Origin of the sequence: Micromonospora sp. NPDC047730 (assembly GCF_043204765.1) — a bacterium.
Lineage (GTDB): Bacteria > Actinomycetota > Actinomycetes > Mycobacteriales > Micromonosporaceae > Micromonospora.
In genome coordinates, this window is record NZ_JBIDCU010000001.1 from 32883 (window position 1) to 50271 (window position 17389).

Here is a 17389-nt window from a genome sequence, read left to right on the forward strand (position 1 = left end):
CATTCCCGCAGCTCAGGTGCCTGACCGTTCATACGCCAAACAGAAATTCTGTGGATTAAAAGTCCACAGCTCTGCCATTGAGCTAGCGGCCCGCGCGCTCAGGTTACCGGACGTTGGCCGGCGGCGGCTCTCGGCTTCCGCGCCGCCGTCGATACGCGCAGCTCAACGAGGGTGCGCTGGGTGCGACCACGGAGGCGCCCGCCCTCGGTCGGGAGACGGGCGCTTCCAGGCGTACGGGATGGGCGGTCAGGCCCGTCCGGCGGTCCGAGCGACGAACGCGCGCCAGGCCGTGGGGGCGAAGGTCAGGGCCGGGCCGGTCGGGTCCTTGGAATCGCGGACGGCGACCACGCCGGGCAGGTTGTCGGCCACCTCGACGCAGTTCCCGCCGCTCGCTCCGCTACGGGTTGCCTTGCGCCAGCGGGCGTTACTGAGGTCCATGTTGGCTCTCTACTTCCTTGAGCAGGTCGATGGACTGCCGGCGGGGCAGAGCCTCGTTACGCACACTTTCCCACCGAGCTTGAAGCGTAGCTACGTCATCGTCTTTGTCGATGACGACACCGGCAAGCTGGTTCTCCAGGTGCCCGACCCACACGCCCTCCCTGGAGCGTGCCAGGGCGAACGGTCCCGACAGGCCCACATGCAGCCCGCTCGACGCAGGGATGACGTGGACATGGATGTGTGGCAGCTCGGCGAGAGCGATCAGGTGGGCGATCTGCTGCGCCATGACGGCACCGATGCCGTCGCCGTAGCGGCGCAGCGCTGACTCGTCGAGTACCGCGACGAACTGGGGTGGTCGATCGCTCGTCAGGATCTTCTGTCGCTCCACCCGAGCCGACACGCGCTGCTCCACCTCGTCAGTGGTGAGGATGTCGACTGACCGCAGCACGGTGCGGGCGTAGTCCTCCGTTTGAAGCAGACCGGGGATCAGGTTCGGCTCGAAGTAGCGGAGTTGGGTTGCCGCGCGTTCGGCGTCGAGCCAGGGGAGGAACCAGGACGGCGCGCCGACGCTGGCGACGAGCCGTTCGAAGAGCCCGCCGGTCTTGAGCGCCCGGTCGGCGCCCTTGATGAAGTCCATCGTCAGGGCGCGGGTGCCGCCCTCGACGGCGCTGACGTGCGACGCGCTGAACCCGGCACCCCGGCCGAACGTTTCCTGCGTCATGCCGGCACCGCCTCGGGCGCGGCGGATCTCGGCCACGACGAAGGCGGCGAGCGGACTCGGCACGTCGGCCATTCAGGGCCTCCCAGTTTGAAGATCGACTACCCAGGGCGCCACTCGCCGGGCGCGGGTTTGGCCAGCCCCACCCGTACGCCCGCAGAGCCTTCCGAGCGTAGTCGCCTCCACAGCAGAGTGTCACCAGCGAGGGCCGCTCGTGGAGCACTGGCCGGGGGCGGTCCTCGCGGGGGCCGCCCCCCGGAGTTGAGCATCCGTCGGCGGCCCCCGTCGAGCACCGGACAGGCCACGGACAGGCGACGGATGGGAGGCAGGCGTGACGGGCAACAGGCCGCGCCGGGAGGGCGCGATCGTGACGGGCGAGGTCATCCGCGTGCCGGAGGACTCCTACCGGTTCGGCACCGGGATCCTCACGCTGTACGTCACCGAGATCCTCAGCCGGGGGCCGTTCGAGGGCGCGGAGTGGGTCGAGCTGCGCGGTCGGGAGCTGACCCCGGACGGCACGCTCCGGCCACGCGAGCGGTACGCCTTCGTCCGGGTGGACCGGGCGACCGTCGTCACGGTGCCGGCGCGGTGACCCGCCGCCGCGACCACCTACCGTCCCGGCCCACCTGGCGCTGCGCGGCCTGCGGGACCGCCTGGCCCTGCTCCGCGGCGAAGCTGCGGCTGCTCGGCGAGTACCGCACCGACCGGACCGCGCTGCTGGTCTATCTCGGCACCCTTCAGGCCGAGGCGGCCGGGCAGCTCGCGGAGCTGGACGGCGAGCGGTCGTGCACCGACCTGGCCGAGCGTTTCACCGGCTGGGCCCGCCCGCGCGGGTAGGCCGCCCCCTGATCCCGCCCGGGCCGGTCTTCCCGTGGGCCGGTCCGGGCGGTCCCCTCGTCGTGCGGTGGACGCTCGCTTATCGGGTCGAGCGGTCCGGCCATGGCCGGGAGGATCACGCCCCGGTTGACTGGCGGGGACGACGACGGGGGAGGGACACCTGTGTTCGAGACGATCCGCACGGCCGCCCTGGCCGGGGCGACCCTGACCACCGGGCTGATGGCGGGGCTGTTCTTCGCGTTCACCTGCGCGGTCATGCCGGGTCTCGGCGCGACCGACGACCGGACGCTGATCGGCACCATGCAGTCGATCAACCGGAAGATCCTCAACGGCTGGTTCCTGGGCGCGTTCCTCGGCGCGCTGCTGCTGCTCGCCCTGGCCGCCGCCCTGCACCTGACCCGGGGCGGCCCGGCCCTGCTCTGGACCGTCGCCGCGCTGGCCTGCTACCTGGTCGCCTTCGTCGTCACCGTACGCCTCAACGTGCCGCTGAACGACCGGCTGGAGGCCGCCGGCCCGGTGGACCGGATCGGCGACCTGGCCGAGGTGCGGGCCTGGTTCGAGGTGGCCTGGGTGCGCTGGAACCTGATCCGCACGCTCTCCTCGGTGGCCGCGTTCGCCTGCCTTATCGGCGCCCTGCTGACCCGGCGCGGTTGACCCGCCTCGCCGGCTCCTGGCGCGGCTGAGCGCCCCTGCCGGCCCTGGCGCGGCTGAGCGCCCCTGCCGGCCCTGGCGCGGCTGACCGCCCCGCCGGCCCGGCACGCCGGCACCGCCCGTCACCCACTACCGCCACCGCCGGGAGACCAGGAGGCCGGGAGGTCGGGAGACCGGGAGGTCGGCAGGCATGGGCGGGCCGGCGCGGGGGAACCGTGCCCGCATGAGGATCAGCAGCACCCCGGCCGTCGCGGCCTCCGGCGAGGAGACCGGCCCCGACGGCGTACGGGAGCCGGCCGGCGAGGTGCACGCCTGGCTGCCGGGCCAGAACCAGACCGTCTGCGGGCTCCCGCTCAGCCGGACCCGGCTGCGCCGCTTCCCCCACGTGCGGTTCGAGTACCGGTCGACGGACGTGCTCACCGAGGCGGACCCGGTCGGCCGGATCTGCCCGCGCTGCCTGGCCGCCTCGGACGGCCGGCGCCGGGACGAGAAGAAGAGCTGGGTGCGCCACTCGCCCCGCCCCTGACGGTCGCCCCGCCCCTGACGGTCGCCCTGCCCCTGACGGTCGCCCTGCCCCTGACGGTCGCCCTGCCCCTGACGGTCGCCCTGCCCCTGACGGTCGCCCTGCCCCTGACGGTCGCCCCGCCCCTGACGGTCGCCCTGCCCCTGACGGTCGCCCCGCCCCTGACGGTCGCCCCGCCCCTGACGGTCGCCCCGCCCCTGACGGCCGTCCCGCCCCTGACGCCGCCCCTGATGGCTGCCGGGCGCGGCGATTGGCGGGCGGCTGACCGGGTACGGGGTCGGGCATGCGGATCGTGGTGGTGGGCGCGACCGGCAACGCCGGCACCGCCCTGTTGCGCCGGCTGCGCCGGGAACGCGGAGTGGATCTCGTCGGGGTGGCGCGCCGGCTGCCGGGGCCGGACGCCGGTGAGCCGTACGACCAGGTGGAGTGGCACTCCTGCGACGTCGGGCTGCCGGGCGCGGCCGACCAGCTCGCGGAGGTCCTCGCCGGGGCCGACGCGGTGGTGCACCTGGCCTGGCAGATCCAGCCCAGCCACGACCAGCGGGTGCTGCGCCGGACCAACGTCGGCGGCAGTGCGGCGGTGGTCGACGCGGTGGTCCGCGCGAACGTGCCGGCCCTGGTGGTCGCCTCGTCGGTCGGCGCGTACGCGCCCGGCCCGAAGGACCACCCGGTCTCCGAGCGCTGGCCGGCGACCGGGGTGCCCGGCTCGTCGTACAGCCGGGACAAGGCCGAGGTGGAGGCGTTGCTGGACCGGGCCGAGCGGGAGCACCCGGGGCTGCGCGTCGTGCGGGTGCGGCCCGGCCTGAACTTCCAGCGGGCGGCGGCCACCGAGATCACCCGCTACTTCCTCGGCCCGTTCGCGCCGGTCCGGCTGCTCCGCTTCGGCCGCATCCCGCTGGTGCCGACGCACCGGCGGCTGCGGATGCAGGCGGTGCACACCGACGACGTCGCCGACGCGTACGCCCGGGCGGTCCTGGGCGACGCGCGCGGCCCGTTCAACGTCGCGGCCGACCCGGTGCTGACCCCGGAGCTGGTGGCCCGGCACTTCCACGGCTGGACGGTGCCCGTGGCCGCCCCGGTGCTGCGCGCCGCCGCCGCGCTCACCTGGCGGGCGCGGCTGCAACCGATCGACGCCGGCTGGGTGGAACTGGCCCTGAACGCGCCGCTGATGTCGAGCGAGCGTGCCGAGGCGGAGCTGGGCTGGCAGCCGCGGCACGACGCGGTCAGCGCGCTGAAGGAACTCTTCGCCGGGATGGCCGACGGCGCGCGCACCGCCAGCCCGGCGATGTCCGCCGCAGGTGGCCGCCCCGCCGCCCTGCTGCGGGGCCGCCCCGCCGGCCACGGCAACCCCTACTGACGCGCGCCGCCCCGACCGGCCCCGGGAATCAGGGGCGGGCGCCCTGCCGGGGGCGGGTCACGGACGGGAGAGGGCGAAGGCGGTCAGGAATCCGGCCACGGTGACGAGGCCGACCAGCAGGTGGGCGTCCTCGAACGCCTCCGGGACCATGGTGTCGGTGATCATCGCCAGGATGGCGCCGGCCGCCAGCGCGGTGATCGCCGCGAGCGCCGCCGGCGGGGCGTCGCCGAGCAGCGTGAAGCCCGCCACCGCCGCCACGCCGCTGACCAGGGCAATCGCCGACCAGAGCGCGAAGACGTACCGCCGGGTGCGGCCGGCCTGGCGCATGCCGGCCGCGCTGGACAGGCCCTCCGGCACGTTGCTGAGGAAGACCGCGACCACGGTGACCAGGCTGACCGGCCCGCCGGCCAGCAGGCTGGCCCCGATCACCACCGATTCGGGTACGCCGTCCAGCAGCGCGCCGACCGCGATCGCGGAACCCGAGCCGGGCCGCTCGCCCTCGGAGGGCTGCCGGTCGCCGGAGCGCTTGCGGTGCCGCGCGCCCCACCGGGCGAGCAGCACGTTCGCCAGGGTGTAGGCCAGCGCGCCACCGGCCGCGCCGAGTGTCGTGGGCAGCAGGCCGCCCTTCTCGTGCGCCTCCGCGATCAGCTCGAACGAGACGGCGGAGAGCAGCACCCCCGCCCCGAACGCCATGACCGACGCGATGACCCGCTGCGGCACCCGGGCGAACCAGCCCACGGCCGCCCCGAGCAACAGGGCGGACCCGGCCAGCAGCCCCCACCCACCCGCCTGCAACCACTCCGGCATTCCCGGGACCGTACCCCGTCGGTGCGCCCGCCAACCGGGGTCAGAAGTCGGCGAACAGGTACGGCAGGTGACGCGGGAAGAGGCGGCGCAGCTCCGCCGCCGCGTCCGCCGGCACCTCGCCCAGCCCCCGCAGGCCCACCTCCACCGGGTCGAGCACCCCGTACGCCAGGGCCGAGATCCCGGCGGCGGTCAGCGTGGCGGTGGGCGGCTCCCCGGCGGTGGCGGCGGCGCCGGTGACCAGTTCCAGCGCGCCGGTCGTGCCGTCCAGCAGGTACGACCCGGCCAGCCAGCGGTCACCGGTCAGCTCGACGCGCACACGGCCCGGCCCCGTGGGCAGCCCGGCCAGCGCGTCCACCGACAGCAGCCGGGCCATCGGCGCCGACGATCCCGGCCGGGCCACCCGCGCCTCGACGTGCACGGCCAGGTCGGTCAGCCACAGCTCCGGCACCTCGTCGACAGGGAGCAGGACGCTCACCCGCTCCACCTGGTCGACGTGCTGGGCGAAGAACCGCAACAGCAGCGCGCGGGCCACCGGGTCGGTGACGAGCAGGTCATCGGCGACCAGCGTGCCGCCGTGGTCGTCGATCCGGTAGGTCACCGCGCCCGTGACCGTCCCGCCGACCCGGGCGGTGAGCAGCCACCGCTCGTCGCGGTCGCGCAGCCCGACGTCCCGGTAGTCGGGGAAGATCGCGAAGCCGTGCCGCTCGCGCAGACAGCGCTCGGTGAACTCGCGCCAGGTCGGGTAGCCCGCGCCGATCCGCTCCCAGCCCACCTCGCCCGGCAGGTCGGCGCGGAGCAGTTCGCCGAGGTCGGCCGGCGAGAAGGTGGCCGTGCGGGCCTTCGGCAGCCCGACGTAGCCGAACCGGGCATAGAACGACGACCGGAACGGCCAGAGCGCGGTCAGCGCGTGCCCCTCGTCGCGCATCTCGTCGAGCAACTGGTGCAGCAGGGCCCGGACGTGTCCCTGCCGGCGGGCCAGCGGGTGGGTGGCCACCCCGGCGACGCCGGCCATCGGCAGCACCGTGCCGCGCAGGTTCTGCCGCATGGGCACCGCCGAGGCGGCGGCCACCGTCGTGCCGTCGGCCTCCGCGACCAGCGTCCGGTTGCCCTCGTTGTACGGCAGGTAGTCGCGGTACTCCTCCGTCCGGCCGGCGCGGGCCGGCGACGTCTCGAACGCGTACGCCTGGAGCGGGAAGCTGGTGGTCAGGCGCTCTTCGGAGTGCACCCGGCGGATGGTCATCCGCCAATCCCATCCCGGCTTCCCGGCCGGCGCAACCGTAATCCGGGGAACGGCCGGGACCGCGCCTCGCCGCGGGGCCGCCGATCGGCACCTGACACCACCCGGCCGGCCCGGATTCTCGCGTACGGGAAACCGGGCCGCGTCAGACGGCGGTGACGTCGGAGATTACGACGGTGACGTTGTCCGGCGCGCCGGCCTGGTGGGCGAGCTTGACGAGCTGCTCGCCGCACTGCTGGCGGTCGGCGTACGTGCTCAGCGCCGCGGCGATCGTGGCGTCCTCGACGTAGTCGGACAGGCCGTCGCTGCACAGCATCAGCCGGTCGCCGGCGGCCACGGTCAGCATCCCGATCGCGGGCGGCGTGTCCGCGCCCTGCACCGCCCGGGTCACCAGCGACCGCTGCGGGTGGTGGCGTGCCTGCTCCGGCGAGAGCGCCCCCTGGTCCACCAGCGCCTGGACGAAGGTGTCGTCCCGGGTGAGCTGGGTGAGCCGGGCGTCGCGCAGCAGGTAGCAGCGGGAGTCGCCGACCTGGGCCAGTACCAGCGCGTCCCCGGCGAGCAGGGCGGCGGTGAGCGTCGTACCCATGCCGTCACGGGCCGGGTCGACGGTGATGGCGGCGTGGATGCGCTGGTTGGCGGTGCTCACCACGGCCCGCAGCGCGTCGGCGGCCTCGTCGGGGGTGGTCGGCGGGCTCAGCTCGTCGAGGATGCGGATGACGATCTCGCTCGCCACCTCGCCCGCGGGCAGGCCGCCCATGCCGTCCGCGACCGCGACGAGGCGGTCACCGGCGAGGGCGGAGTCCTCGTTGTTGGTGCGGACCAGGCCGATGTCGTTGAGGATGGCCGAGCGGAGGATCAGCGTCATGGGGTCAAGCTTGCCAAGAACACCCTGCCGCCGTCTCTACGCACTACTGCGTAGGGTGTGGGAATGATGCCGGTGTCCATGGTCGGGCGCGCCGGTGAGCTGGCCGAGCTCGACCGGGCGTGGTCCACCGTGGCCGATTCCCGGCGCTCCGCGCCGGCCGTCGCGGTGATCACCGGTGAGGCCGGGGTGGGCAAGTCACTGCTGGTCGCGGCCGCCCTGGACGCCTTCGCCCCGCGCCCGGCGGTGGTGCTCTCCGGCGCGGCCCGGGTGCACAGCCCCGCCCCGTACGACTGGCTGGCCGCCGTTCTCACGGGTCGGGACACGAGCGGGCTCGACCTGCCGCCGGACGCGCTGGCCTGGCTGGCCCAGCAGCCCACCGCGCCGCGCGAGCGCTACGCGCCGGGCACCCTGCTCCGGCTCGCGGTGCGGGTCGTCCGGCTGCTGGTCGGCACCGGCCCGGCCGTGCTGGTGGTGGAGGACCTGCACGCCCTCGACCCGGCCAGCCTGAACCTGGTCGGCGAGCTGGCCACCGCCGCCGACCTGCCGGCGCTGCTGGTCGTGGCCACCCGGCCCGCCGCCGACGCGGTCGCGCCGGACCTCGCGGTCCGCGCGCTGGCCCGGCTCTGCGGCGTCCGGGGCGCCGTCCGCCAACACCTCGGACCGCTGCTCCCGGCCGAGGTCGCCGAGGTGCTGACCCAGGTGTACGCCGACCCGCGCCCGTCCGGTCGCCTGGCGCGCGCGGTCTGGCGGCGCACCGGCGGCAACCCGTACGCGCTGACCGAACTGCTCGCCGCGCACGCCGGCCAGGGGCCCGAGGCGTTGCTCCGCCCGCCGCCGCCGGCACCACCGGCCCGGTCGACGGCGGCGGCCCGGCCCACGGCGGCGGCCCGGCCCACGGCGGCCCGGTCGGCACCGGCGTGGTCGGCGGCGGTGGCGCCCCGGCCGGCCGACCCGGTCGACGCCGAGCTGACCGGGCGGGAGATCGAGGTGCTGGGCTGCCTGGTCGCCGGGATGTCCAACAAGCAGGCCGCGCGGGCGCTCGGCATCTCGGTGCGGACGGTCACCGTGCACGTGTCCAACCTGCTGCGCAAGACCGGGTCGGCGTCGCGTACGGAGGCGGCGATCTGGGCGGTGCGGCGGCGGTTGCCGGCGCGGACGCCGGTCGACGGCTGAGCCGCCCGCGCGACCGGACCGCCGGGCCGGCCGGCCCCATCGTGCGTGGCCGGGCCGTTGAGCCGCCGCGCCCGACCCCGCCGCCGGCCGGCCGCCCCGGTGCCGTCGGTGCTGCGGGGTCAGCGGCGGGGATAGCGGAGCAGGAGGCTGGCGGCGACCTCCTCGTCGCCGACGGCGGCGTACACGTGCGGCACGTCCGACGTCCAGCGCAGGTGCTCGCCGGCGGCGGCCGTCAGCGGCGCGTCCACCGGGCCGGCGCGCAGCACGCCCGCGAAGACGGTGATGTGCTCGGTGACGCCCGGCTGGTGCGCGGGGGAGAGCTGCTCCGGGCCGGGCGCGACCAGCATCCGGTACAGCTCGTAGGTGGCGTCGGTGTCCTCGAAGACCTCCAGCAGGACGGCGGTGACCGCCGCGCCGCGGACGGTCGGTCCGGCGGCCGGTCCCGAGAGTACGGCCGTCAGCGGCACGCCGAGCTGTGCCGTGATCGCGTAGAGCGTCTCCAGGGTCGGGTTGCGGGTGCCGTTCTCCAGCCCGGAGAGCGTCGCCTTCCCCACCCCGGCCAGCCGGGCGAGGGTCGACAGGGACATCCCCCGTTCCTCGCGCAGCGCGCGTACCCGGCGGCCGACGGCGTCGGCTCCCGGATCGGGGTGCGGTGGGCGGGCTGGTGACGGGTGCGGCACCCCGCTATCGTGCTACAGGTTCTTGTTCCGTAAACGGAACGATCGGGGGGTGGGATGGCGGGACGGGCACAACCGTTGCTGGCGGGCGTGGTGACCGCGCTGGTGGGGTTCGCCAGCTCGTTCACCGTGGTGCTGGCCGGCCTGCGGGCCGTCGGCGCCACCGACGCGCAGGCCGCCTCCGGGCTGCTCGCGGTTTGCGTCGCGTCCGGGATCTCCGCCGTCTGGCTGGGCCTGCGGCACCGGATCCCGATGAGCGTCGCCTGGTCCACCCCGGGCGCGGCGCTGCTGGTCGCCACCGGCCCGATGCCCGGCGGGTGGCCCGTCGCCGTCGGGGCGTTCCTCGTCTCGGGCGTGCTGATCGTGGCCGCCGGGCTGTTCCCGGCGCTCGGTCGGGCCGTCGCGGCGATCCCCCGGCCGATCGCGGGCGCCATGCTGGCCGGCGTCCTGCTGCCGCTGTGCACCGCCCCGGTCCGCGCGCTGGTCGAGGTGCCCCGGCTGGCCGCGCCCGTGGTGCTGGCCTGGCTGCTGCTGCACCGGTTCGCGCGCCGCTGGGCGGTGCCGGGCGCGCTGGTCGTGGCGGTGGCGGCGATCGCGCTGACCGCCCCGGTCGCCGGCCTCGGCGGCGCGCGGCTGCTGCCCGCCGTCGAGCTGACCGCGCCGGCCTGGAGCGTCTCCGCTTTGGTCGGCCTGGCGCTGCCGCTCTTCCTGGTCACCATGGCCGCGCAGAACGTGCCCGGGATGGCGGTGCTGGTCGGCTACGGCTACCGGCCGCCGTTCGGGGCCGCGCTGCGGGCGACCGGGCTGACCAGCCTGGCCGCCGCGCCCGCCGGCGGGCACGCGGTCAACCTCGCGGCCATCACCGCCGCGCTGGCCGCCGGCCCGGACGCCCACCCCGACCCGGACCGGCGCTGGATCGCCTCGGTCACCGCCGGCACGGGGCTGGCCCTGCTCGGCCTGGGCGCCGGGGCGGCCACCGCGTTGATCGCGCTCGCCCCGCCGGTGCTGATCGAGGCGGTCGCCGGGCTGGCGCTGCTCGGCGCGCTGGCCACCGCGCTCACCTCGGCGCTGGCCGAGCCGGCCGCCCGGGAGGCCGCGGTGGTCACGTTCGTGGTCACCGCCTCCGGGGTGACCCTGCTCGGCGTGGGCGGCGCGTTCTGGGGCCTGGTCGCCGGCGGGCTGATGCTCCTGCTCTTCCGCCGCCGCTCCGCCGACCCGGCCGCGTCGCAGCCCGCCCCGCCCGAGCCGGCTACCGCGCCCGAGCCGGCTACCGCGCCCGAGCCGGTGGCCGCGTCGCTCCGGCCGGCTCCGGTCGGGTCGGACTTCCCCGCCGGCGCCGCGTCGCCGCGCGGCGCCCGGGTCGGCGGCGACTGACCCTCCGCGCCCGGGTCGACGGCGGCTGACCCTCCGCGCCCGGGTCGACGGCGGCTGACCCTCCGCGCCCGGGTTGACGGCGACTGACCCTCCGCGCCCTGTCGGGCCGGATCGTCCACGACATCAGCTCGACGGCGTGCGGGCGTACCGGCCCGGGGCTGACCGGGCGCCGGCGTCACTCCTCCGGGGGCAGGGCGCCGGCGGGGACGTCGAGGCGTACCCGGCCGTCGGCGACGGTGGCGATCTGCTCGGCGAGCACGTAGACCGCGCCGGTGCGCGCCAGGTCGGTGGAGACCTTCAGGTAGCCGCTGTGCAGCAGCCGGGCCGCCAGGTCGGCCGGCACGTCCGGCTCCTCGACCGCCGTCGACTCGATCAGCTCGTCCAGGCTGCTGCCCGGATCGGCGGTCGGCGCCTGCACGGTCACCGCGTTCGGGTCGCCCCGCTGCACGAGGTCGACCGTGCCGACCTCGGTGCCGTCGACGTCGACCACCCGCATGCCCGTGGTGACCCGGGAAACCATCGCCTGCCGCTCGGTGCCCTGATTCATTCTGGCGCGGTTCCCGGCCCCCGCTCCGGCTAAACCGCCCGCGCCGTGCCCCGTGCCCGCCCGTCCGGCCTTCCTCACAGCTCGGGGGACCAGGCGCTCGGTGGCCGGGGGGAGAGTTCGCGCCAACTGTCGGTGCCCTGGAGCAGCGCCCGGACCGTCTCCTCGGCCTCCTCGGCGCTGTCGTACTCGTAGAACTGGGAGACGCCCTCGGAGCCGCCGGCGCGCTGCTCGACGTGCCACCGGTCGGCGTCCACCCGGAGGAAGACGTCCCGCCGCGCCAGCCGGCCCCATTTCCCGTTCCACCAGTGCTTCCGCTGCTCCATGGCGGGGACTCTATCGAACATGCGTACGAAAAAGTGCGGCCCCCGCGGGATTCCCGCAGGGGCCGATGTGCCTGTGCCGGATTCAGCGCGGAGTGGGCGGTTCCGGCCGGCGGCCGAGCACGTCGTCGAGCGCGCCGCGCTGCTGCCCGGGGGTGGTGTGGCCGGCGGCGACCAGGGCGTCCCGGATCTCGGTGAGCAGCTTGACCTCCTCGCTCGGCGCCTTCGGCGGCGGCTCCTCGCCCCGCTTGCGCCGCTCGGCCAGCCTGTTCATCGGGTAGACGACCAGGAAGTAGAGCGCCGCCGCGGTGAGCGCGAAGGTGATGATTGCGTTGATGAAGCTGATCCAGTCGAACTCGACACCCCGGACCTTCCACGCCGCGCCCTGAAGGCCGCCCTCACGGCCCGTGGCCACGAGCGTGATCAACGCGATCAGCGGCTTGAGGAACGAGTTGGTGAGCTGCGTGACCACCGCCGTGAACGCGGCGCCGATGACGACGCCGACCGCCAGGTCGACGACGTTCCCGCGCATGATGAAGTCTTTGAAGCCCTTGAGCATCCGTACTCCCGAGGTGTCCGGTCTTCCGTCCGGCACAACCTATGCCCCGGGTGGCGGCTCCAGAAAAGCACCGGCCTCGATCGCCGCCCGGCCCGGGTCGCCGGCGCGGATCGCCTCGACCAGCCGGGAGTGGTCGACGTAGCGCTCCGGCTCCAGCGCGCCGCCCATCGACTGGGTGATCGTGCTGCGCAGCGCGGCGCCGACCGAGGCGTACAGCTCGGCGAGCATGCCGTTGTGCGCGGCCGCCACCACGGCGGTGTGCAGCGCGGCGTCGGCCTCCACGAACTCGTCGACCCGGCCGCCGAGCCAGGCCGCCTCGCGAACGGCGAGCGCGTCGTCGAGCGCGGCCAGGTCCTCGGGCGTACGCCGCAGCGCGGCGAGCCGGGCCGCCTCCACCTCGAAGGCGCGCCGCACCTCGACGACCTCGGCCGCCCGGTCGACGGTGAGCCGGCGGGCCACCACCGGGGCCAGCTCGTCGGTCGACACCACGTACGTCCCGGAGCCCTGCCGGCACTCCAGCACCCCGGCGTGCACCAGCGCCCGCACGGCCTCGCGGACCGTGTTCCGCCCCACGCCGAGCGCCGCGACCAGCTGCGGCTCGGTGGGGATCCGACCGCCCACCGGCCACTCGCCGCCGAGGATCCGCTCCCTGAGCTGCGCGATGGTCTGTCGAACGCGGTGCCCACGGGGCGGCGCGGTGGCGGAATCAACCGACGGTGGCACTGGTTACAACTCCTGCCCGGAATTCATCCCATGATTGTAGGTTCAACGGTATGACCCCGCCACCGCCCACCGCCACCGCCGCCGACCCGATCCCGGCCCCGGACGGCGTGCCGGTCGCCCCCGCCGTGGAGCGGGCGAAGCCGGGCCGGCCCGCGCACCCGGCCACCGGGGGCGTGCTGGTGCTGGTCGGGATGCTGCTGGTCGCGGTGAACCTGCGGGCCGCCGTGACCAGCCTCGGGGCGCTGCTCGACGAGGTGCGGGACGGCCTGGCGCTCTCCGGGGCGATGGCCGGTCTCGTCACCACCCTGCCCACCATCGCCTTCGCGGGGCTCGGCGCGCTCACCCCGTGGCTGGTCCGCCGGTTCGCCCCGGCCCGGGTGCTGGTGGTCGCGATGCTCGCGCTCGCCGCCGGTCAGGTGCTGCGGGTGGTCACCGACTCCGCCCTGGTCTTCGTGCTCACCAGCGCGCTGGCGCTGGCCGGCATCGCGGTGGCGAACATCCTGCTGCCGATGCTGGTCAAGCAGCACTTCCCGCACCGCACCGGGCTCGTCACCGGGGCGTACACGATGGCGCTGACCCTGGGCACGTCGGTGGCCGCCGCGTCTGCGGTGCCGGTGGCGCACGCCTTCGGCTCCTGGCGGGTCGGGCTCGGGGTCTGGGCCGGGCTGGCGGCAGTGGCCGTGCTCCCGTGGGTGCCGCTGGCGCTGCGGGCGCGGGCCGCCGCGCGGCGGGCCACCCCGACAGAGGCCGTCGCCCCCCGCACCCGGATCCGGCCCGGCCGCACCCGGCTCGGCTGGGCGATGGCGGTCTACTTCGGAGCGCAGTCGCTCAGCGGGTACGCGATCATGGGCTGGCTGGCCCAGCTGTTCCGGGACGCCGGCTACCACCCCGAGACGGCCGGGCTGCTGCTCGCCGGGGTGACCGCCCTCGGCGTGCCCATCGCCCTGCTGATGCCGACGCTGGCCGGCCGGCTGCGGACGCTGCGCCCACTGGTGCTCTCGCTGACCGTCGCGTCGGCCCTGGCCTACCTGGGGCTCGCCCTGGCCCCGCACGGCGCGGCGCTGCTCTGGGTGGCCCTGCTGGCGATCGGGCAGGGCGCGTTCCCGTTGATCCTGACGGTGATCGGCCTGCGGGCCCGGACCGCCGAGGGAACCGTCGCGCTGTCGGCCTTCGCGCAGAGCACCGGCTACGTCATCGCCGCGCTGGGGCCGCTGCTGGTGGGCATCCTCTACGAGGCGACCGGCGGATGGACCGCTCCGATCGGGTTCCTGCTGGCGGCGCTGGCCGTGCAGACCGCCGCGGGCCTGGTGATCGCCCGCCCCCGGCACATCGAGGACGAGGCGTGAGGAGGAACTGTCAGGAGGAGGCCGGCGTGGGGTCGCCCGCCACGGCCTGGTCGACCGTCGGGTAGGTGTGCAGCACCTCGACGAGGCCGCTCACCTCGAGGATGCGGAGCACCCCCCGCTGCGGGGCGGCCAGCCGCACCACGCCCCCGGCCTCGTCGCAGCTGTTCTTGGCGCGGACGAACACCGACAACCCGGTGGAGTCGCAGAACGAGACGTTCGCCAGGTCGAAGACGAGCCGGCTGCGGCCCTTGTCGAGCAGGTCGGTGATCTGGTCCTGCAACTGCGGTGCGGTCGCCATGTCCAACTCGCCCGCGACCGACACGACGACCACGTCGCCGCGCTGTTCCGTGTGCACCGTCAAGGACATTCGCCAGACCTCCCGTTATCGGGGAAACGGTATCCCACGATCGGGGTGGTACGCAGAACGGGAACCGGTATCCGGTGGTCACCGTCATTCGCTTGCCGTGCGGCAACTAGCGACCCGGCCTCCGATGATAGAGTCCGCCGGTCCAGGTCGAAGGGGGTTTGCCATGGCGCTGAGCGCCGAGGAGAGCGGCCGGCTCGCGAGTCTGCTGACAGGTCATGCCGAGCGGATCACGCAGCGTTGGACAGAGATCGTCGCCGGGTCGCTGCGCGGGCGACTCAGCCAGGGGGAACTGCGCCGGCAGGTGCAGGAGCTGCACGGCAGCATGGTGACCGCCGCCGAGCACGGGGCCGTCGACCTCGACGCCGAGCAGGCCACCGAGCTGCGCGCCGTGCTCGCCGAGCTGTCGCGGGGCCGGGCCCGACAGGGCTTCTCCGCCTCCGAGACCGCGATCAGCGTGTTCGTGGTCAAGGAGGCGCTGCTGGAGCTGATGGAGGCCGAGGGCGGCTCCGGGACGCTCCGCGACTACGTCGCCTTCTCCGGGCTGATCGACCAGATGGGCCTGTTCACCTTCGAGAGCTTCGTCCGCACCCGCGAGAGCCTTATCGCCGACCAGGCGGAACAACTGCTCGAACTCTCCACCCCGGTGGTGAAGCTCTGGGAGGGCGTTGTCGCCGTGCCGCTGGTCGGCACCCTCGACTCGGCCCGCGCCCAGGTGGTGATGGAGCGGCTGCTCCAGACCCTGGTCGACACCGGCTCGCCGTACGCGATCATCGACATCACCGGCGTACCGGCGGTGGACACCCAGGTCGCCCAGCACATCCTGAAGACCGTGGTGGCCGCCCGGCTGATGGGCGCGGACTGCATCATCTCCGGCATCCGGCCACAGATCGCGCAGACCATCGTGGCCCTGGGCATCGAGTTCGGCGACATCGCCACCAAGGCCAGCCTCGCCGACGCGCTGCGGCACGTGCTCCGGCTCACCGGGGTCGAGACCGCCCGCCGGCTGCCGCGCCGGGAGGCGTGATGGAGCGGGTGCCGATCCTCAAGATCGGCGAGATCCTGCTGGTCTCCATCCAGGTCGACATGTCCGACCAGACGGCGGTCCAGCTCCAGGAGGACCTCGCGGAGCGGATCGTCGCGACCGGCTGCCACGGCGTGATCATCGACATCACCGCCCTGGACATAGTGGACTCCTTCGTCGGGCGGATGCTGTCGACCATCGCCTCGATCTCCAAGGTGCTCGACGCCGAGACGGTGGTGGTCGGAATGCGGCCCGCCGTCGCCATCACCCTCGTCGAGCTGGGCCTGTCCCTCAACGGCATCCGGACGGCGCTCAACGTCGAACGGGGCATGGAGCTGATCGCGGCGGCGCGCGCGGACGAGCACGAGTTCGCGTTCGACGACGAACCGGACGCCGATACGACGGCCTCGTCATGACCGCGGGCGTCGACCTGGGCCAGCCGCAGGCGCAGGCGATCCGCGGCGACGAGGACGTGGTGCGCGTCCGGCAGTTGGTGCGTACGGTGGCGGTGGCGGTCAAGCTCTCGCTGGTTGACCAGACCAAGGTGGTCACCGCGGCGAGCGAGCTGGCCCGCAACACCCTGGTGTACGGCGGCGGCGGCACCGTCGAGGTGGGCACGGTGGACAACGGGACGCGGCGGGGCGTACGCATCGTCTTCGCCGACCGCGGCCCGGGCATCGCCGACCTCGACCTGGCACTGACCGACGGCTACACGACCGGGGGCGGGCTCGGCCTCGGGCTCAGCGGCGCGCGCCGGCTGGTCGACGAGTTCGACATCCAGACGGCGGTGGGTGAGGGCACCCGCATCACGGTCACCAAGTGGTCCAGATGACCGAGGACGTGGTCCCCGACCGTGGCATCTGGTTCCGGGTGGAGACCGGCAGCGCCGCCAGCGCGGTGCGCCGGGCCGCCGAGCGGCTCGGCGACCAGCTCGACCTGGGGGAGGCCCGCACCGCCGACCTCGCGATCGTCGCCGCCGAGCTGACCAGCAACCTGGTCAAGCACGCCGAGGACGGCATGCTGCTGCTGCGGCCCGCCCGGCACGAGCGGGAGGCCGGCGTGGAGCTGATCGCGATCGACGCCGGGCCGGGGATGGCCGACCTGACCGTCTCCTCGCAGGACGGGCACTCCACCACGGGCACGCTCGGCATCGGTCTCGGCGCGATCGTCCGGCAGGCCAGCTGGTTCGACGGCTACTCCCGGCCGGGGCGGGGCACGGTCCTCGCCGTCCAGGTCTGGCCGGACCGCGCCGGTGGGCGGGAGCGGCCCTGGGCCGGCGCGCTCACCCGGCCGCTGACCGGGGAACCGGTCAGCGGCGACGGGTACGCCTGGCGGATCGTGGAGGGCCGGCGGCAGGTGCTGGTCTGCGACGGCCTGGGGCACGGGCCGCTCGCCGCCGCCGCCACCGACGCCGCGCTCGACGCGTTCCGCCGGGCGCCGGCGGGGCCGCCGGCCGCAGTGGTCCAGCACCTGCACCGGTCGATGACCCACACCCGGGGCGCGGCGCTGGCCGTCGCGGAGCCGGACCCGTCGGCCGGGGTGCTGCGCTACGCCGGGCTGGGCAACATCTCCGCCGCGGTCGTCGGCGCGGCCGGCCAGCGCCGGGGCCTGGTCTCGCTGCCCGGCATCGCCGGGCACCAGCGTCCCCCGGTCCGGGAGTACGACTACCCCTTCGAGGCCGGCGCCCTGCTGGTGATGCACAGTGACGGCGTGGTCGACCGCTGGCAGCTCGCCGACTGTCCCGGTCTCGCCGACCGGTCGCCCGTCGTGGTGGCCGCGTCGCTGCTGCGGGACGCCGGCACCCGCCGCGACGACGCGTGCGTCCTGGTCGCCCGGGCGTGGTCGTGAC

The 17389-nt window shown here is 75.0% G+C and carries 23 protein-coding genes; 12 read left to right on the forward strand and 11 right to left on the reverse strand.

What is annotated here, in order from left to right:
* Nucleotides 1-246: 246 nt before the first annotated feature.
* Together ACGF5G_RS00105 and ACGF5G_RS00110 are read right to left on the reverse strand one after the other, a co-directional pair.
* The gene (locus ACGF5G_RS00105; RefSeq protein WP_363702472.1) at nt 247-438 is read right to left on the reverse strand and encodes a DUF397 domain-containing protein; all 192 of its coding nucleotides are present in this window, start codon (nt 436-438) and stop codon (nt 247-249) included.
* Nucleotides 425-1231 carry a helix-turn-helix transcriptional regulator gene (locus ACGF5G_RS00110; RefSeq protein WP_393257322.1) on the reverse strand — a complete coding sequence of 269 codons (807 nt, stop codon included), beginning with the start codon at nt 1229-1231 and terminating at the stop codon, nt 425-427. Before ACGF5G_RS00110 ends, ACGF5G_RS00105 begins: the two co-directional genes overlap by 14 nt.
* Before the next feature lie 256 nt (nt 1232-1487).
* Between ACGF5G_RS00110 and ACGF5G_RS00115 the strand changes: the two genes are divergently transcribed.
* From ACGF5G_RS00115 to ACGF5G_RS00135, 5 genes are all read left to right on the forward strand, one after another.
* A complete protein-coding gene (locus ACGF5G_RS00115) occupies nt 1488-1748 on the forward strand; it encodes a hypothetical protein (RefSeq protein WP_393257324.1) in 261 nt (86 codons plus the stop codon).
* A complete protein-coding gene (locus ACGF5G_RS00120) occupies nt 1745-1993 on the forward strand; it encodes a flavin reductase (RefSeq protein ID WP_393257326.1) in 249 nt (82 codons plus the stop codon). The genes ACGF5G_RS00115 and ACGF5G_RS00120 overlap by 4 nt, the downstream gene beginning before the upstream one ends.
* A gap of 162 nt (nt 1994-2155) precedes the next feature.
* Nucleotides 2156-2647, forward strand: coding sequence for a DUF1772 domain-containing protein (locus tag ACGF5G_RS00125; RefSeq protein WP_393257328.1), 492 nt, complete (start codon nt 2156-2158; stop codon nt 2645-2647).
* 220 nt (nt 2648-2867) lie between these two features.
* On the forward strand, nt 2868-3170 hold the full coding sequence (locus ACGF5G_RS00130) for a hypothetical protein (protein WP_357699096.1): 303 nt from the start codon (nt 2868-2870) through the stop codon (nt 3168-3170).
* Nucleotides 3171-3450: 280 nt separating this feature from the next.
* Entirely contained in the window at nt 3451-4524 is a 1074-nt protein-coding gene (locus ACGF5G_RS00135; protein WP_393257331.1) for an NAD-dependent epimerase/dehydratase family protein, read from the forward strand.
* A gap of 57 nt (nt 4525-4581) precedes the next feature.
* On the opposite strand, the gene ACGF5G_RS00140 is transcribed toward ACGF5G_RS00135, so the two are convergent.
* The 3 genes from ACGF5G_RS00140 to ACGF5G_RS00150 all read right to left on the reverse strand — a co-directional run bounded on the left by ACGF5G_RS00140 (nt 4582) and on the right by ACGF5G_RS00150 (nt 7433).
* A complete protein-coding gene (locus ACGF5G_RS00140) occupies nt 4582-5331 on the reverse strand; it encodes a ZIP family metal transporter (RefSeq protein WP_393257333.1) in 750 nt (249 codons plus the stop codon).
* A gap of 40 nt (nt 5332-5371) precedes the next feature.
* Nucleotides 5372-6571, reverse strand: coding sequence for an enhanced intracellular survival protein Eis (eis, locus tag ACGF5G_RS00145; protein ID WP_393257335.1), 1200 nt, complete (start codon nt 6569-6571; stop codon nt 5372-5374).
* Between the two features lie 142 nt (nt 6572-6713).
* Complete coding sequence (locus ACGF5G_RS00150; RefSeq protein ID WP_393257337.1) at nt 6714-7433, reverse strand: PP2C family protein-serine/threonine phosphatase; 720 nt, start codon at nt 7431-7433, stop codon at nt 6714-6716.
* Between the two features lie 63 nt (nt 7434-7496).
* Here ACGF5G_RS00150 and ACGF5G_RS00155 point away from each other — a divergent pair, with 63 nt between their 5' ends.
* Nucleotides 7497-8606: an AAA family ATPase gene (locus ACGF5G_RS00155; protein ID WP_393257339.1), complete on the forward strand. Its 1110-nt coding sequence runs from the start codon at nt 7497-7499 to the stop codon at nt 8604-8606.
* A 119-nt stretch (nt 8607-8725) separates the two neighbouring features.
* Here ACGF5G_RS00155 and ACGF5G_RS00160 read toward each other — a convergent pair whose 3' ends face one another.
* Nucleotides 8726-9193, reverse strand: coding sequence for a helix-turn-helix domain-containing protein (locus ACGF5G_RS00160; RefSeq protein ID WP_393257341.1), 468 nt, complete (start codon nt 9191-9193; stop codon nt 8726-8728).
* A 147-nt stretch (nt 9194-9340) separates the two neighbouring features.
* Here ACGF5G_RS00160 and ACGF5G_RS00165 point away from each other — a divergent pair, with 147 nt between their 5' ends.
* Complete coding sequence (locus ACGF5G_RS00165; protein ID WP_393257343.1) at nt 9341-10657, forward strand: benzoate/H(+) symporter BenE family transporter; 1317 nt, start codon at nt 9341-9343, stop codon at nt 10655-10657.
* A gap of 175 nt (nt 10658-10832) precedes the next feature.
* Here the strand turns inward: ACGF5G_RS00165 and ACGF5G_RS00170 are convergent, their stop codons facing one another.
* From ACGF5G_RS00170 to ACGF5G_RS00185, 4 genes are all read right to left on the reverse strand, one after another.
* Nucleotides 10833-11204: a hypothetical protein gene (locus ACGF5G_RS00170; protein WP_393257345.1), complete on the reverse strand. Its 372-nt coding sequence runs from the start codon at nt 11202-11204 to the stop codon at nt 10833-10835.
* Nucleotides 11205-11278: 74 nt separating this feature from the next.
* On the reverse strand, nt 11279-11527 hold the full coding sequence (locus ACGF5G_RS00175; protein ID WP_393257347.1) for a hypothetical protein: 249 nt from the start codon (nt 11525-11527) through the stop codon (nt 11279-11281).
* Between the two features lie 82 nt (nt 11528-11609).
* A complete protein-coding gene (gene mscL, locus ACGF5G_RS00180) occupies nt 11610-12083 on the reverse strand; it encodes a large conductance mechanosensitive channel protein MscL (RefSeq protein WP_393257349.1) in 474 nt (157 codons plus the stop codon).
* Between the two features lie 39 nt (nt 12084-12122).
* Nucleotides 12123-12806: an FCD domain-containing protein gene (locus ACGF5G_RS00185; protein ID WP_350701991.1), complete on the reverse strand. Its 684-nt coding sequence runs from the start codon at nt 12804-12806 to the stop codon at nt 12123-12125.
* A 50-nt stretch (nt 12807-12856) separates the two neighbouring features.
* Here ACGF5G_RS00185 and ACGF5G_RS00190 point away from each other — a divergent pair, with 50 nt between their 5' ends.
* Nucleotides 12857-14152 carry an MFS transporter gene (locus ACGF5G_RS00190; RefSeq protein WP_393257351.1) on the forward strand — a complete coding sequence of 432 codons (1296 nt, stop codon included), beginning with the start codon at nt 12857-12859 and terminating at the stop codon, nt 14150-14152.
* A 10-nt stretch (nt 14153-14162) separates the two neighbouring features.
* On the opposite strand, the gene ACGF5G_RS00195 is transcribed toward ACGF5G_RS00190, so the two are convergent.
* Nucleotides 14163-14519 (reverse strand): STAS domain-containing protein, encoded by a 357-nt coding sequence (locus ACGF5G_RS00195; RefSeq protein WP_092381119.1) that lies wholly within the window; start codon nt 14517-14519, stop codon nt 14163-14165.
* A gap of 163 nt (nt 14520-14682) precedes the next feature.
* On the opposite strand from ACGF5G_RS00195, the gene ACGF5G_RS00200 reads away from it, so the two are divergent.
* The 4 genes from ACGF5G_RS00200 to ACGF5G_RS00215 are packed head-to-tail and all read left to right on the forward strand — an operon-like array spanning nt 14683 to nt 17388.
* Complete coding sequence (locus tag ACGF5G_RS00200) at nt 14683-15543, forward strand: STAS domain-containing protein (RefSeq protein ID WP_393257353.1); 861 nt, start codon at nt 14683-14685, stop codon at nt 15541-15543.
* Nucleotides 15543-15956: an STAS domain-containing protein gene (locus tag ACGF5G_RS00205; protein WP_393257355.1), complete on the forward strand. Its 414-nt coding sequence runs from the start codon at nt 15543-15545 to the stop codon at nt 15954-15956. The genes ACGF5G_RS00200 and ACGF5G_RS00205 overlap by 1 nt, the downstream gene beginning before the upstream one ends.
* A complete protein-coding gene (locus ACGF5G_RS00210; RefSeq protein ID WP_393257357.1) occupies nt 15953-16372 on the forward strand; it encodes an ATP-binding protein in 420 nt (139 codons plus the stop codon). The genes ACGF5G_RS00205 and ACGF5G_RS00210 overlap by 4 nt, the downstream gene beginning before the upstream one ends.
* Entirely contained in the window at nt 16369-17388 is a 1020-nt protein-coding gene (locus ACGF5G_RS00215; RefSeq protein WP_393257359.1) for a SpoIIE family protein phosphatase, read from the forward strand. Before ACGF5G_RS00210 ends, ACGF5G_RS00215 begins: the two co-directional genes overlap by 4 nt.
* Nucleotide 17389: the final 1 nt, after the last annotated feature.